The sequence below is a fragment of the Bradyrhizobium sp. NAS96.2 genome, from assembly GCF_001908235.1.
Taxonomy (GTDB): domain Bacteria; phylum Pseudomonadota; class Alphaproteobacteria; order Rhizobiales; family Xanthobacteraceae; genus Bradyrhizobium.
Genome location: NZ_LGHK01000027.1, coordinates 22,826 through 35,472, shown reverse-complemented (window position 1 = coordinate 35,472; position 12,647 = coordinate 22,826). Strand labels below are relative to the sequence as shown.

General features: G+C 64.9%; 14 protein-coding genes. 6 read left to right on the top strand and 8 right to left on the bottom strand.

What is annotated here, in order from left to right; all coding sequences use genetic code 11:
• Positions 1 to 21: 21 nt before the first annotated feature.
• Positions 22 to 192, bottom strand: a complete 171-nt coding sequence (locus AC628_RS07960; protein WP_168193329.1) for a hypothetical protein — start codon at positions 190 to 192, stop codon at positions 22 to 24.
• Between the two features lie 230 nt (positions 193 to 422).
• Entirely contained in the window at positions 423 to 689 is a 267-nt protein-coding gene (locus tag AC628_RS07955; protein WP_050627571.1) for a hypothetical protein, read from the bottom strand.
• Positions 690 to 808: 119 nt separating this feature from the next.
• On the opposite strand from AC628_RS07955, the gene AC628_RS43810 reads away from it, so the two are divergent.
• The 3 genes from AC628_RS43810 (at position 809) to AC628_RS07945 (ending at position 2,415) form a co-directional block, all read left to right on the top strand.
• The gene (locus AC628_RS43810; RefSeq protein WP_168193328.1) at positions 809 to 949 is read left to right on the top strand and encodes a hypothetical protein; all 141 of its coding nucleotides are present in this window, start codon (positions 809 to 811) and stop codon (positions 947 to 949) included.
• Positions 950 to 1,040: 91 nt separating this feature from the next.
• Positions 1,041 to 1,463: a nucleoside-diphosphate kinase gene (gene ndk, locus AC628_RS07950; protein ID WP_050425938.1), complete on the top strand. Its 423-nt coding sequence runs from the start codon at positions 1,041 to 1,043 to the stop codon at positions 1,461 to 1,463.
• Between the two features lie 112 nt (positions 1,464 to 1,575).
• A complete protein-coding gene (locus tag AC628_RS07945) occupies positions 1,576 to 2,415 on the top strand; it encodes a TerC family protein (RefSeq protein WP_074126170.1) in 840 nt (279 codons plus the stop codon).
• 65 nt (positions 2,416 to 2,480) lie between these two features.
• On the opposite strand, the gene ppx is transcribed toward AC628_RS07945, so the two are convergent.
• The 4 genes from ppx to AC628_RS07925 all read right to left on the bottom strand — a co-directional run bounded on the left by ppx (position 2,481) and on the right by AC628_RS07925 (position 7,640).
• A complete protein-coding gene (gene ppx / locus AC628_RS07940; RefSeq protein ID WP_074126169.1) occupies positions 2,481 to 3,983 on the bottom strand; it encodes an exopolyphosphatase in 1,503 nt (500 codons plus the stop codon).
• A gap of 12 nt (positions 3,984 to 3,995) precedes the next feature.
• A complete protein-coding gene (locus AC628_RS07935) occupies positions 3,996 to 6,200 on the bottom strand; it encodes an RNA degradosome polyphosphate kinase (RefSeq protein WP_074126168.1) in 2,205 nt (734 codons plus the stop codon).
• Positions 6,201 to 6,332: 132 nt separating this feature from the next.
• Positions 6,333 to 7,010 carry a P-loop NTPase family protein gene (locus AC628_RS07930; RefSeq protein ID WP_074126167.1) on the bottom strand — a complete coding sequence of 226 codons (678 nt, stop codon included), beginning with the start codon at positions 7,008 to 7,010 and terminating at the stop codon, positions 6,333 to 6,335.
• Between the two features lie 87 nt (positions 7,011 to 7,097).
• Positions 7,098 to 7,640 carry a CDP-alcohol phosphatidyltransferase family protein gene (locus AC628_RS07925; protein WP_028332358.1) on the bottom strand — a complete coding sequence of 181 codons (543 nt, stop codon included), beginning with the start codon at positions 7,638 to 7,640 and terminating at the stop codon, positions 7,098 to 7,100.
• A 160-nt stretch (positions 7,641 to 7,800) separates the two neighbouring features.
• On the opposite strand from AC628_RS07925, the gene purM reads away from it, so the two are divergent.
• Positions 7,801 to 8,874 (top strand): phosphoribosylformylglycinamidine cyclo-ligase, encoded by a 1,074-nt coding sequence (purM, locus tag AC628_RS07920; protein ID WP_074126166.1) that lies wholly within the window; start codon positions 7,801 to 7,803, stop codon positions 8,872 to 8,874.
• Entirely contained in the window at positions 8,871 to 9,521 is a 651-nt protein-coding gene (gene purN, locus AC628_RS07915; RefSeq protein ID WP_074126165.1) for a phosphoribosylglycinamide formyltransferase, read from the top strand. Before purM ends, purN begins: the two co-directional genes overlap by 4 nt.
• A gap of 96 nt (positions 9,522 to 9,617) precedes the next feature.
• Here purN and AC628_RS07910 read toward each other — a convergent pair whose 3' ends face one another.
• Together AC628_RS07910 and rnd are read right to left on the bottom strand one after the other, a co-directional pair.
• A complete protein-coding gene (locus AC628_RS07910; protein ID WP_021079877.1) occupies positions 9,618 to 9,821 on the bottom strand; it encodes a cold-shock protein in 204 nt (67 codons plus the stop codon).
• A 327-nt stretch (positions 9,822 to 10,148) separates the two neighbouring features.
• Entirely contained in the window at positions 10,149 to 11,297 is a 1,149-nt protein-coding gene (rnd, locus tag AC628_RS07905; protein WP_050425945.1) for a ribonuclease D, read from the bottom strand.
• A 260-nt stretch (positions 11,298 to 11,557) separates the two neighbouring features.
• Between rnd and AC628_RS42645 the strand changes: the two genes are divergently transcribed.
• A complete protein-coding gene (locus AC628_RS42645; RefSeq protein ID WP_143201489.1) occupies positions 11,558 to 12,529 on the top strand; it encodes a GNAT family protein in 972 nt (323 codons plus the stop codon).
• The last annotated feature ends 118 nt before the right edge of the window (positions 12,530 to 12,647 follow it).

Here is a 12,647-nt window from a genome sequence, read left to right as displayed (position 1 = left end):
GCTGCTGCGAGCCCGCAATACCTAATGGTGATCGTTTTCCCGCCGTTGCATCTCCTCGAGGAGTTGCTGGAGGCGGGACGAAAGCGCGGGCTCTGGCCGCAAGCTTTGCTGGAGCCGCTCACCCACGGCGTCGCAGATATAACGGCAGGTCTTGTGGTCAATCTGATCGGCGTCGTTGTCGATCTTGGTCATTGTCATCGTCATGGTAGATCTCTTGGATGTTTCTTGGCGAGTTCCACCTCGCGTGTTCGGTCAATCGTTGCCATGACAAGTCGCGACCCCGAATTTGGTTTCCGTTCCGCCTTACTCTCGCCTTGAGGTGGTGGGGCGTCACGCGGCCGAGTTCCCTGACGGGCGAAAAAAGCCCCGGCGCGAGGCCGGGGCTGAGTTCAGTCAGGGGAGCAGGCGATAGACCAAATGGATCAGTAGCAGCGATTGACCAGGCGCCAGCGGGGACCCCACGGGGTCGGCACCACGCGGCGCACGTAGCAGCCGCCGTAGCCATATCCGTAACCGCCGTAGTAGGCCGGACCTCCGACGATGACGCGCGGGCCACCCCACCAGCCGTGGTGCCATCCACCGTGCCAGCCGCCGTGCCAACCGCCCCAGGCAGAGGCGGAGGTCGGGGCGAGCGCGGCGGCGCCGAGCGAAATTGCGGCAATGGCGGCAAGCGAAATCTTGCGTAACATGATCGTCTCCTCGAGCTATGGGCGCGCGCGGCGCGCCCGCGGTGACATCGTTTCCCGAGACGTCCTGTGAGGCTTGCGGATTGGGAGGGCCAGCAAGGCGTCCGATCAGCGGAGAGCCTATGCGGGTGGAACTGAACGGCAGCGGCACGGCGCTGACAGAATGGGTTCACCTAGGTGAAATCGCGGTAAGCCAGCCCAGCCGCGCCCGTCCGGAGACCGCCTGGACGACGGTTTTCGCCGCGAAAATCCATCAAAACTAAAGGCTAACGCGTCACAGGGTCGCTTGCCGTTACCCCATCGCGCCGATATAAGCCCCGGCAACTCCCAGCCACCGTTTACAAGGACGAAATCATGGCGATTGAACGCACCTTTTCGATCATCAAGCCCGATGCCACCGAGCGCAACCTGACCGGCGCGGTCAATGCGGTGATCGAGAAGGCGGGCCTGCGGGTCGTGGCGCAGAAGCGCATCCAGATGACCCGCGGCCAGGCCGAGACCTTCTACGCCGTCCACAAGGCGCGCCCGTTCTTCGGCGAGCTTGTCGACTTCATGACCTCCGGCCCGGTCGTGGTCCAGGTGCTGGAAGGCGAGGGCGCCATCTTGAAGTATCGCGACGTGATGGGCGCGACCGATCCGTCGAAGGCCGCCGAAGGCACCATCCGCAAGCTCTACGCGAAGTCGATCGGCGAGAATTCGGTGCACGGTTCGGATGCGCCGGAGACCGCGGTGATCGAGATCGCGCAGTTCTTCGCCGGTAACGAGATCGTCGGCTAACGACGTACAACTGAAAGTGACACGGTCTCCTGGAGGAGACCGTGTCAAAATAGACTGGGGAGCGGCGGACGACCGCCGCCAGGGGCGGCCGTAAGGCCGAATAGGACTCGCTGTGGACTGGCTGTGGCAGATCTTTGATCCGGCGTACATCGGCGCGTTCTTCACCGAGTTCAAGAACGAGATGGCGACGCCGACCTTCTGGGTCGCCGTCGGCAAGATCATCTGGATCAACGTCCTGCTGTCGGGCGACAACGCGCTCGTGATCGCGATGGCCTGCCGCGGGCTCGCACCGCGCCAGCGCCTGTGGGGCATGATTCTCGGCGCCGCCGCGGCGGTGCTGCTGCGCGTCATCTTCACCGGCATCGTCGCCAGCCTGATGGAGCTGCCCTACCTCAAGCTGGTCGGCGGGCTGGCGCTGATCGTGATCGCCGCCAAGCTCCTGGTGCCGGAGCAGGAGGACGAGGACAGCGTGCATGCGGCCTCGCATCTGTGGGCCGCGGTTCAGATCGTCGTCGTCGCCGACATCGTGATGAGCCTCGACAATGTGATCGCGGTGGCGGCGGCCGCCAATGGCAGCGTGCCGCTGCTGGTGCTCGGCCTTGCGATCAGCGTTCCCCTGATCGTTGCCGGCGCGGCGCTGATCATGGCGCTGCTCACCAAGCTGCCGATCCTGGTCTGGGCCGGCGCCGCGCTGCTCGGCTGGATCGCCGGCGATGTCATCGCAACCGATCCGGCCGTGCATCCGAAGCTCGATGCGCTGTTCGCCGGGCCGCTCGGCGCCAAGCTCGATTCCTGGCTGACGTCGCTCGGGATGTCGCCGCAATTCGGCCATGGCGGCAACGGTGGCGAGATCACGCTCGCGGTGCTCGGCATCGTCGTGGTGCTGGCCGTCGGATCGATCTGGCGCCGCCACGCGCTCAGGAAGGCCAAGCACGCCGCCAAGGCGGCGTGAACGGAAGCGTTCTCGAGCGAAGTGGACGCCGGTTCGCGTTAAAAAACGCGTTAAAAAAAGCAGCTTCAGCGGCGCACGATCGAGCCGGCGCGGCCGACCAGCCGCGCCAACTGCTTGAAGCGGCTGCCGACGCGATCGGCGACCAGATCCACCATCCGGTGCTCGAACACCAGCATCAGCTTGCGGCCCTGGGTGCGGAAGTGTGTCGCCGGCAGCACTCCGGTGCGCGCCGCCGTGATCAGATGTGCGACGCGGAACGCGGCGCCGAGCACACGCGCGCGCTCGTCCATCGCCGGCGTCACCAGCGAGCGGATCTGCGGCGGCGGCTCGTTTTCCTCGCTGAGGCCGGCGTAGCGATAGAACACCGAGAGCGCGACGAAGGCGCGCCCCTGGTGCGTGATCGAGCCGAAATTGCCGTTCATGATCAGGCTGAGAGTTTCCTCGCCGCGATGATCGGGATGCACCCGCCAGCCGATGTCGGAGAGCAGGCAGGCGACGTGACGCAGCCTGCGGTCTTCCTCGGTCTCGCGCAGCCTGACGACGCGCACCAGGCGGTCGGTCCAGGCGGTCAGTTCCTGGGCGTGGCGGGCGGAGCGCGACAGCAATACGTTGAGGTTCTGCGCGGCGCAGGCCAGCCCGTCCTTGGCGCGCTCGGCCGGCGGCAGCATCTCGTAGAGCAGACCCTCGCGCACGCCGAAGGTCGAGAACACGATGGTCTTCGGCTGTGCGACGCGGATGATGTATTCGAGCACGAGCGCGGCGTAGGCCAGCAGCGGCCGCCGTGCATCGGCGATCGATTCGATGTTGGCCAGCATGTTGGTGGCCGCGAGCCGCCGCAGCCGCTGCGCGAAGTCGAGCGCGTCGACGGCCGGAATCGAATAGCCGTGCATCACCTTGAGCGGATAGCCGCTCTGGATGATGTGGATGCGCGCGAGCGCGCGCCAGGTGCCGCCGACCGCGTAGAAGGTGCGGCCGCGGCCGGTCTTGAGCTGGGCGACGCTGAGCAGCTCGTTCTTGACGATGCGTTCGGCGCGCTTGAGCGATTTGTTCGAGAGGTCCTGCAGCGCGAGGCTGCCGAGCGGCAGCGTCACGCCGCTGCGTACGCGGTTGCCCTTGACGTCGATCAGCTCGAGCGAGCCGCCGCCGAGATCGCCGACGATGCCGTTCGGATTGTGTATGCCCGAGACGACGCCGAGCGCCGACAGCTTCGCTTCACGCGGTCCGGTGAGAATCTCGATCTTGGCGCCGCAGATCCGCTCGGCCTTGGCGATGAAGTCCGGACCGTTCTTGGCGTCGCGGCAGGCGGCGGTCGCGATCGCGTAGACCCGGCCGACCTGCTGGATCCTGCACAGCGCGCGAAAGCGGCGCAGCGCGGTGAGCGCCTTGTTGACCGCATCGGTTGCGAGCAGGCCGGTGCTCTGCACCTCGCGCCCGAGCCCGCACAGCGCCTTCTCGTTGAAGATGGTGATGAGGCTGCGCGCCATCGACTCGTAAACCACGAGACGAACCGAGTTCGAGCCGATATCGATCACAGCGACGCTGGAAGCGCGCTTCCGCGGCCGCTTCACCGTAAGGCCCCCTTAAGACGATGACTGCTGACGCTCGTTGCGACGTGTGAGACGGCGCGGTGAAGATTCCTTGAGAGACTTACCACGGCCGGACAGACTCGGATTTGTCATAAAATAGTCATGCAGGTTGAAAGGCTCTTCGCCTTTCGCGGCCTTCATACGCGTTGACGATCCGTCGGGCAACAATTGCCAGCTCTGCTCGGTGTCCTTCAGGTTCGCGACCATGATCTGTTCGAGAACCTGCTGATGCACCGTAGGATTTTGCAGCGGACAGAGCACCTCGACGCGGCGGTCGAGGTTCCGCGGCATCATGTCGGCGGACGAGATATACACAGCAGCTTTGGTGCTCGGCAGGCCTTGTCCCATGCCGAAGCAATAGATTCGGCCGTGTTCCAGGAACCGGCCGATCACCGATTTGACGCGGATATTCTCTGACAGTCCGGGCAGTCCGGGCCGCAGGCAGCAGATGCCGCGCACCACGAGCTCGACCGAGACGCCGGCCTGCGAGGCCTCATACAGCGCGTCGATGATGTCGGGGTCGACCAGCGCATTCATCTTCATCCAGACCGCGCCCGGGCGTCCGTGCTTGACGTGGGCGATCTCGCCATGGATGTGCTCGATGATCCGCTTGCGCAGCGTCAGCGGCGACACCGCCATCTTCTCGATGTCGCTCGGCTCGGCATAGCCGGTGATGTAGTTGAACACCCGCGCGACGTCGCGGCCGATGATCGGATCCGAGGTGAAGTAGGAGACGTCGGTGTAGATGCGCGCGGTGACCGGATGGTAGTTGCCGGTGCCGGTGTGCACGTAGGTGGTGAGATTGCCGCCCTCGCGGCGTACCACCATCGACAGCTTGGCATGGGTCTTCAGCTCGATGAAGCCGTAGACCACCTGCACGCCGGCGCGCTCGAGGTCGCGGGCCCAGCGGATATTGGCTTCCTCGTCGAAGCGGGCCTTCAATTCGATCAGCGCGGTCACCGACTTGCCGGCCTCGGCGGCATCGGCCAGCGCGCGCACGACCGGCGAGTTGTTCGAGGTGCGATACAGCGTCTGCTTGATCGCGACCACGTCGGGATCGCGCGCCGCCTGTTGCAGGAACTGGACGACGACGTCGAAGGATTCGTAGGGGTGATGGACCACGAGGTCCTTCTGGCGGATGGCGGCGAAGATATCGCCGCCATGGTCGCGCACACGCTCGGGATGGCGCGGCACGTAGGGCGGGAATTCGAGGTCGGGGCGATTGAGGCGGGTGAGCTGCGACAGCTCGTTCATCGCGAGCACGCCGTCGACCAGGATCACTTCATCGTCGGCTGCCGACAATGCGTGCTGCACGAAGATGCGCAGCTCCTCGGGCATCGAGGCCTCGATCTCGAGCCGGATCACCGACCCGCGCCGGCGGCGCTTCAGTGCGGTCTCGAACAGGCGCACGAGGTCTTCGGCCTCTTCCTCGATTTCGAGTTCGGAGTCTCTGATGATGCGGAACGCACCCTGGCCCTTGACGGTGTAGCCGGGGAACAGGCGGCCGATGAACAGACCAGTGGCCTGCTCGAGCGTGATCAGCCGCGCCGGAGCGCCTTCCTTCGTGGTCGGGATCCGGATGAAGCGGTCGATCTTGCCGGGCATGCGGATCAGCGCGTTCATCGCCTTGCCGTCGGAGATCCGCGACAATTGCAGCGCGACCGTGAAGCCGAGGTTCGGGATGAACGGGAACGGATGCGCCGGGTCGATCGCCAGCGGCGTCAGCAGCGGGAAGATGTTGTGGAGGAAGTGATCCTCGATCCAGGTGCGCTCGGATTTGGTGACGTCGCGCCCATCGACCAGCTGGATGCCGACCTTGGACAGGATGTCGCGCAGGTCGCTCCAGATCGCCTGCTGGTCGGCGGCGAGTTGCGACACCGTCTTGTTGATCATCACGAGCTGCTCGGCCGGCAGCAGGCCGTCCGGGCTGCGCTCGGCGATGCCCTCGCGGACCTGCGCCTTGATGCCGGCGACGCGGACCATGAAGAACTCGTCGAGGTTATTCGCCGAAATCGACAGGAAGCGGACCCGCTCCAGCACGGGATGGCCGAGATTGACCGATTCCTCGAGTACCCGCCGGTTGAAGTGTAGCCAGGAGAGCTCCCGGTTGATGAATCGCTCGGGGCTGGTTGCGATCGCGGGGACGGGCGGGAGTTCCGCCTCTTTCTCTTTGATTTCAGATGCTTGTGCCGAGTCCATCAAGTGCTGGTCCAATTCGGGGCAGGGGGCCGGAGCGGTCTAGCCGAAGGCCGCAGAGACCATGTGATATTGCGATGACGTTTCGATGACATTGATGTTCCGCCCGCCCGCGCCGTCAAGCCGCAGGTCCGCTCAGGCGTCCCGCAACAGCTCCGCGGCCAGCGCCCGGGTCACCGGCCGGCCGAGCCGCAGCGCCTCGGTATCCAGCAGCTCGACCGCCTGGCGGACGGCGGTATAGGAGCGTTCGATCCGGTTGGTCAGGTAGCTGACCAGCGGCTCGTCCACGCTCATCTGGCGGTCGGCGCAGAACTTGACGATCAGGCCGCGGAACAGCTGGTCGTCGGGCGGCAGCAGCATCACGGTCGGCACCGCGCGCAGCCGGGACCGTAGGTCGCGCAGCTCGATCTCGAACGCCGACGGCGGCATGCGGGCCGTGATCAGCACGTAGGCATCGTCCTGACGCGCGAGATTCATCAGATGAAACATCGCGCGCTCGTCGAAATCCGACGGCCTCAAATCCTCGACCACCAGCGCGCCGGTCGCGAGCGCCGCCGGCACCGTGTCGGCGGTCAGCGCATGCGCGGCGGTCGCGCGTGCGCCGGCGCTCTCGGCCCAGATCGCGGCAAGGTGGCTCTTGCCGGAGCCGTCGGGGCCCACCAGCAGCATGATTCGATTCGGCCAGTCGGGCCAGCCGTCGATCAGCGCCAGTGCGGCTTCGTTGGCAGGGCCCTCGAGGAAATCGTCGCGGGTCAGTTTCTCCTCGTGCGGCAAGGCCAAGGCCAATTGACGAGGTTGAACGCTACTGGCCACACAAGTCTCCAAACCACTTTATTCTAGCATGATCTCTGCGCGAACGCTTCGCGTTTGTCGCGCGAAAACCGATCTGCGGATCATGCTCTACCGAGCCTCGATCGTGCTCATGTGCCGCACCCACTCCACGAGATAGAGGGACACCGAACCCAAAGTAAAGATCGTGACGAGGCCCATCAGGATCAGGTCGTAGGGATGCGGCTGAAAGCCGAAACCGAGTGAGGCCAGCACCAAGGCAGCGAATGCGACCTGCGCCACCGTGTTCAGCTTCGACACCATCAGCGGCTTCATCTCAACCGGCTTGTCGAACAACCATGACACAATCACGGCGGAGACGATCATGATGTCGCGCGACACCACGAGAATCACGATCCAGCGCGGCACCGCGCCCCAGATTCCGAGCGCGACATAGATCGACACCAGCAGCGCCTTGTCGGCGAGCGGGTCGAGCAGGGCGCCGAGCTCGCTCGTCATGTTGAAGCGCTTGGCGAGGAAGCCGTCGACCGCGTCCGAGACGCCGGCGATCACGAAGATCGCGAAAGCGATCTCCATCTGGCTGGACACGATGGCCCAGACGATCACCGGCACCAGGATGATGCGGCCGAGGGTAATGATGTTCGGTATGCTCAACTTGAGTCGCTTCCCGGCTAGAAGCCTGATTTTACTCGATATCCGGCTCTTTTGCGCGGCGGCCGGGTGTTATCTACATAGTATCGCGGCGAGCTGCCCGCGAGCCATTGCGCGGGGGCGGAATTCCTCGTAACCAGCCCCTGATCATCTGGAATTGGGCATGACCGAGCGCAAAAACGGGCTCACTTACGCGGATTCGGGTGTCGATATCGACGCCGGCAATCGTCTGGTCGATCTGATCAAGCCGATGGTGCGGGCCACCGCACGGCCTGGCGCGGACGCCGAAATCGGCGGATTCGGCGGGCTGTTCGACCTCAAGGCCGCGGGCTTCAAGGATCCTGTCCTGGTGGCCGCGACTGACGGCGTCGGCACCAAGCTGAAGATCGCGATCGAGACTGGCATCCACGGCGGCATTGGCATCGACCTCGTCGCGATGTCGGTCAACGACCTTGTCGTGCAGGGTGCGGAACCGCTGTTCTTCCTCGACTATTTCGCCTGCGGCAAGCTGCATCCGGAGGCCACCGCGCAGATCGTCGCCGGTATCGCCGAGGGTTGCCGCGAATCCGGCTGCGCGCTGATCGGCGGCGAAACCGCCGAGATGCCCGGCCTCTACAAGGACGGCGATTACGACCTCGGTGGCTTCGCCGTCGGCGCGGCCGAACGCGGCACCCTGCTGCCGACCGGGGATATCGCGGCCGGCGACGCGGTGATCGGCCTTGCTTCCTCTGGCGTGCACTCCAACGGCTATTCGCTGGTGCGCAAGCTCGTCGAGCTGTCCGGCGTGGCCTATGACGCGCCGGCGCCGTTCGCGCCGGTCATGACGCTCGGCGCGGCGCTGCTGACGCCGACCAGGCTCTACGTGAAATCCTGCCTGCGCGCGATCCGCGAGACCGGCGCGGTGAAGGGGCTCGCCCACATCACCGGCGGCGGCTTCACCGACAACATCCCGCGCGTGCTGCCGAAGCATCTCGGCGTCGGCATCGACCTGGCGCGGCTGCCGGTGCTGCCGGTGTTCAAATGGCTGGCCGAGCAGGGCGGCATCGCCGAGCTCGAACTGCTGCGCACTTTCAACTGCGGCATCGGCATGATCGCGATCGTCAAGGCTGATGCGGTCGATGCGGTGACCCAAGCCTTCACCGCCGGCGGCGAGACCGTGACGCTGCTCGGCGAGGTGATCGAGGCGAACGACGAGCATCGCGCGGTCTATCACGGTCATCTCGATCTCTCGCGATGAAGCGCCGCACAGCCATCCTGATCTCCGGCCGCGGCTCCAACATGGCCGCGCTGATCGAGGCCGCGAAGGCTGCGGACTTTCCGGCCGAGATCGCGGTCGTGATCTCCAACCGTGCCGACGCGCCCGGGCTGGAGAAGGCTGCCGCCAGCGGCATTCCGACCGTCGTCATCGCGAGCAAGCCGTTCGGCAAGGACCGCGCCGGCTTCGAGACGGTGCTGCAAAAGGCGCTCGACGACAACAAGGTCGAGCTGATTTGCCTCGGCGGCTTCATGCGGCTGTTCACCGCCGATTTCGCGCGGCACTGGTACGGGCGGATGCTCAACATCCATCCCTCGCTGTTGCCGTGTTTCCCCGGCCTCGATCCGCATGGCCAGGCGTTGCGTGCAGGGGTCAAGCTGTCCGGCGCGACGGTGCATTTCGTGATCCCGGAGACCGATGCCGGACCGATCGTGATGCAGGGCGCGGTGACCGTGGCCGACGATGACACGCCGGAGACGCTCGCCGCACGCGTGATCGGAATCGAGCATCGCATCTATCCGGAGGCGCTGCGGCTGCTGGCGAGCGGCCGGCTCAAGCTGGAAGGCGATCGCTGCAGCACGCAGGGAAGCGTCGCAACCGACAGCACGTTGATTGCGCCGGCGCCTTAGGGAGCGTCGCCTGCGTCAAAGAAAATCCCTGAGAGGATCCCCCCGGGGTGATGCAGCCGGGGGAGGTATCAGGACGAAGTCCGCCGACAGCGTCGATCAGTGAACCTTGAGGTTCTCTGCCGACGCCTTGCCGCGGTTCTCCACCAGCTCGTACTCGACGGTCTGGTTCTCGTTGAGTGTGCTGAGGCCTGCGCGTTCGACCGCCGAGATGTGGACGAACACATCCTTGTCACCGACGGCCGGCTTGATGAACCCGTAGCCTTTGGTCGGGTTGAACCATTTGACGGTACCCTTCGGCATCGTCTCTCTCCCAGTCTAGACATAAAAAAGACGCGGCCACGTTTTCCACGTGCCACGCCACAAGCGTGCTTTCCGCTGTCTGCTCAATTCCCGGGTCTTCAGGTCCAAAGTCTTCAAGTCCGAAGTTTCGCCTCTCGAAGCCTTGGATAGAAACGTCGTGAAACGCACAGTCGAACGGCCGCAATCCGATTGTGAAGGGATTGCAACACGAAAATTGCGCGTTAGCAAGCGCGGTGGTTTTGCGTGACGCAACCTCAGCCTGTGCCGGTCGAACGACAGGCCCAAGGCGTTCGGCCAGTGGCCGACGGTCGGATGGAACCTGGTGCGCTAGCCCCTGTCGACCCGCACCACGCGGCCCTTGTCGATCGCGAGCGCGAGCTGGCCGTGCTTGAGCTTGAGTGCCGCTTCGCCGAACAATTCGCGCCGCCAGCCGTGCAGGGCGCCGACCTCGGCCTGATCGCTGGCCGCAATCTGCTCGAGGTCGTCGACGGTGGCGATCACCTTGCTGGCGACGCCGTGGCGCTCCGAGGTCATGCGGAGCAGCACCTTGAGCAGCTCGACGGTCGCCGCACCGTTGGAATTGTTTCTGGGCTTTTCCAGCTTGGGCAGCGTCGCCTGGTCGCGGGCCAGCCCGCGCTGCACGGCGGCAATGATGTCGGCGCCCCATTTCGAGCGCTCGAAACCCTTCGGCAGCGAACGCAGATTGCCTAGCTTCTCCAGCGAAGTTGGCGCATGGGTGGCGATGTCGCCGACCGCATCGTCCTTGAGCACGCGCGAGCGCGGCACGTCGCGGCTTTGCGCCTCCTGCTCGCGCCAGGCGGCGACCTCGATCAGCACCGCGAGCTCGCGCGGCTTGCGCACGCGGGTCTTGAGCCGTTCCCAGGCGCGCTCGGGATGGAAGTCGTAGGTCTTCGGCGAGGTCAGGATCTCCATCTCCTCGCTGACCCAGTCGCTGCGGTCGCGCTTGCGCAAATCGGCATCGAGCGCCGCGAACACTTCGCGCAGATGGGTGACGTCGGAGACGGCGTAATGCAGCTGCTCTTCGGTCAGCGGGCGGCGCGACCAGTCGGTGAAGCGGTGGGTCTTGTCGGGGCGATGGCCGGTGACGCGGTCGACGAGCTGGTCATAGGCGATGCTGTCGCCATAGCCGAGCACCATGGCCGCGACCTGGGTGTCGAAGATCGGGTGCGGGATCGTGCCGGAGAGGTGCCAGACGATTTCGATGTCCTGCCGCGCGGCGTGGAAAACCTTCAGCACGGCCTCGTTCGACATCAACTCGAAGAACGGCTTGAGGTCGATGCCGGGCGCCAGCGCGTCGACCACGACGGCTTCGTCCGCACTTGCCATCTGCACGACGCAGAGCAGGGGATAGTAGGTCGTCTCCCGCAGGAACTCGGTGTCGACGGTGATGACCTTGTGTTGGGCGAGCCGATCACAGGCGGCGGCGAGGTCGGAGGTCGTGCTAATCAGATCCATGAAGTATCCATGACGGCTTGACCACACGCGTTCTGCCGAAAGGGCAGCTATGTCAAGGGTCTTGCAGGGATTTTGGCCCTGCATGGGGTGACGGACAGGGCATTTTTGGATTGATTGGGCGTGATTCGAGGGTGTTTTCGGCCCGGTCGTGCCGCGAATTTGGCCCGTCATCCCCGCGAAAGGCAGAATCCATAACCACCGGAATTTGCTGATCGGGCGACCGCGGCCCCGGTCTCGCGCGGCAATTTGCATAGGGGGTAATGGGTCCTGGCTTTCGCCTGGACGACGCCGGGTGGTTCTCGATTCAAGATGTCAAACCCGCGGTGTCATCACCCGCGAAAGCGGTGATCCAGTATTCCAGAGGCGGTCGTTATCGGGCGCTCGCGTTGCTGCGAGCATTTGCGCCGTCGGGCAAATTGGTAATTGGCGATTTGGAGCAACCAGGAGCGCAGACTTGTCAGGCGGGCCACGCGTGCCGTACCTTGCACAAGCAACCTGAAGTCGAGTTACAAAAAGGACCCGCCACCGTGATCGCCACGCCGTCCGGTTCTGTGACTAGCGAGCTGTTTCAAATCGCCTCTGATGTCCCGGAGCATCGCCGCGATGCTGTGCTCGACGACATCAGCAGCATCATCGATACGAACTGGCTGACCGAAGGACGATTCTGGTCGCGTCAGCACGCGCCGTTCAATGCCGACCACGGCATTGTCCTGCTTCATCACGGGGGCGCATGCGTGGCCTACATGATCATCCAGCGCCTGGCCGTTGGCGGCACGCCGGTGATCTATCTGTCAGGCACCGCAGTCCGGGACACCTATCGCGGCGGCGGTTTCTTCAAGCGGATGTTCGAGACCGCGATGGCGGCGGAGTTCGGCGACCCGGCGGCGCCGGCAGAATTCTGCCTGTGCTGGCGGACGCGAAATCCCGTCATCTACGTGCTGGGCCGCGCGCAATGCCGCAGCGTCGTGCCGGCCATTCCGGCCGAGGTGCAAGGGAACGATCTCGACGAACTCTGTCTCAGCCTGGCTGCAACGCTGTATCCGCGTCAGGCTATCGAGAAGGCGACGATGGTGATGCGGGGCGCCTACGGCCGGCTGCGTTATCGCGATGAGCCGACGACCCAGACCTCGCCGGAGGTCGACCGGTGGTTCGCGCGGATCATCCCCGACAGTGCCGATGCGGTGTTCTGCGCGGGATGGGCGAACAATCGCTGGTCGCAGCGCAATCTGTGATTGGCGATCTGCCCGGCCTCGACCGACGCGTGATGTGGCCCGAATTGATCCGCGCTTCGTCCGCGTGGATGCGCGACGGCCAGCCGTGCCGTGAGGCCAGCAACTCATTGGGGTTACC

Excerpts from the sequence above, each read along its gene's own strand:
- AC628_RS07960 (WP_168193329.1), bottom strand. The coding sequence starts at position 192 with ATGACCAAGATCGACAACGACGCCGATCAGATTGACCACAAGACCTGC.
- AC628_RS07955 (WP_050627571.1), bottom strand. The coding sequence starts at position 689 with ATGTTACGCAAGATTTCGCTTGCCGCCATTGCCGCAATTTCGCTCGGC.
- AC628_RS43810 (WP_168193328.1), top strand. The coding sequence starts at position 809 with ATGCGGGTGGAACTGAACGGCAGCGGCACGGCGCTGACAGAATGGGTT.
- ndk (WP_050425938.1), top strand. The coding sequence starts at position 1,041 with ATGGCGATTGAACGCACCTTTTCGATCATCAAGCCCGATGCCACCGAG.
- AC628_RS07935 (WP_074126168.1), bottom strand. The coding sequence starts at position 6,200 with ATGGACTCGGCACAAGCATCTGAAATCAAAGAGAAAGAGGCGGAACTC.
- purM (WP_074126166.1), top strand. The coding sequence starts at position 7,801 with ATGACCGAGCGCAAAAACGGGCTCACTTACGCGGATTCGGGTGTCGAT.
- purN (WP_074126165.1), top strand. The coding sequence starts at position 8,871 with ATGAAGCGCCGCACAGCCATCCTGATCTCCGGCCGCGGCTCCAACATG.
- AC628_RS07910 (WP_021079877.1), bottom strand. The coding sequence starts at position 9,821 with ATGCCGAAGGGTACCGTCAAATGGTTCAACCCGACCAAAGGCTACGGG.
- rnd (WP_050425945.1), bottom strand. The coding sequence starts at position 11,297 with ATGGATCTGATTAGCACGACCTCCGACCTCGCCGCCGCCTGTGATCGG.
- AC628_RS42645 (WP_143201489.1), top strand. The coding sequence starts at position 11,558 with ATGGGTCCTGGCTTTCGCCTGGACGACGCCGGGTGGTTCTCGATTCAA.